Origin of the sequence: Thermoflexus sp., assembly GCF_042408365.1 — a bacterium.
Lineage (GTDB): Bacteria > Chloroflexota > Anaerolineae > Thermoflexales > Thermoflexaceae > Thermoflexus.
The window spans coordinates 1-1575 of record NZ_JBHOQJ010000163.1; the positions used below are offsets into that span (position 1 = coordinate 1).

Consider the following 1575-nt stretch of genomic DNA (forward strand, 5'->3'; position numbering starts at 1 on the left):
GAACGTTCGCCTCCTCCGCGGCGTGATACCACCCCGCGCGGGACGCGGGGGGCGAACCTTGACAACCGCATAGCGAGAGCCAGACGCAAGGGCCAAGACCAACGAAGCTCCTTCCAGCTGCTCCTGAGGGGAACCCGTCAAGCGAGTATGGGCGCACGGTGGATGCCTTGGCGTCAGGAGCCGACGAAGGACGCTGCCGGCGGCGAAAGGTCCGGGGAGCTGCCGAGCAAGCTGCGATCCGGACGTCTCCGAATGGGGAAACCCGGCGGGGGTCATGCCCCGTCACCCACCGCTGAATCCATAGGCGGTGCGGAGGGAACCCGGGGAACTGAAACATCTCAGTACCCGGAGGAAAAGAAATCAACCGAGATTCCCTGAGTAGTGGCGAGCGAAAGGGGAACAGCCCAAACCCCGCGGGTGCCAAGCCCGCAGGCGTTGCCCGCGGGGGGTTGTGGGACGCGGTCGGACCGGGCTGCGGACCGGTCGGGAAGTTACCAATCCCCTCTCTAGGCGAACCGTCCTGGAACGGCGGGCCAAAGAGGGTGACAGCCCCGTAGCCGAAAGGGAGGGGACTTCCTGGGCCGCGCTCCCGAGTACCACGGGACACGTGGAACCCCGTGGGAAGCCGGGGGGACCACCCTCCAAGGCTAAATACTCCTAACGACCGATAGCGCACGAGTACCGTGAGGGAAAGGTGAAAAGAACCCCGGGAGGGGAGTGAAATAGAGCCTGAAACCGTGTGCCCACAAGCAGTCGGAGGGCTATGCCGGCCCCGCAAGGGGCCGGAATCGCCTGACGGCGTGCCTATTGAAGAATGAGCCTGTGAGTTGTCGCGTGTGGCGAGCCTAAGGCCTTCGGGCCGGAGGCGCAGGGAAACCGAGTCTGAACAGGGCGCCGCTCCCGGAAGGGAGGGCGAGGGGGACCTCGCCAGTCGCACGCGGCAGACCCGAAACCGGGTGAGCTACCCATGGCCAGGGTGAAGCGCGGCTAACCCCGCGTGGAGGCCCGAACCCGTCGGTGTTGCAAAACCGTGGGATGAGCTGTGGGTAGGGGTGATATGCCAATCGAACCCGGAGATAGCTGGTTCTCTCCGAAGTGCATTTAGGTGCAGCCTCGGGTTAGGTGGACGGAGGTAGGGCTCTGGATGGGCTAGGGGGCGTGAGCTTACCAAACCCAACCAAACCCCCAATGCCGTTCAGCCGATGCCCGGGAGTGAGACTGGCCGGGATAAGCTGGTCAGTCGAGAGGGGAACAGCCCAGACCATCGGCTAAGGCCCCTAAGAGCAGGCTAAGTGGCAAAGGAAGTGGGGTTCCTCAGACAGCCAGGAGGTTGGCTTAGAAGCAGCCATCCTTTAAAGAGTGCGTAACAGCTCACTGGTCGAGGGATCCTGCGCCGAAAATGTCCGGGGCTTAAGCCTGCCGCCGAAGCCATGGATCCGCCTTCGGGCGGATGGTAGGAGAGCGTTCCTCGTGCGGTGAAGCTGGAGCGTGAGCTCTGGTGGAGCGCGGGGAAGTGAGAATCCCGGAATGAGTAGCGTTAACCAGGGTGAAAATCCCTGGCGCCGAAAGCCCAAG

The 1575-nt window shown here is 63.7% G+C and carries 1 rRNA gene; it reads left to right on the plus strand.

Annotated features, from left to right (window positions below):
* Positions 1-135: 135 nt before the first annotated feature.
* Positions 136-1575: ribosomal RNA gene (locus ACFMO5_RS07690) — 23S ribosomal RNA — on the plus strand; the annotation flags it as partial.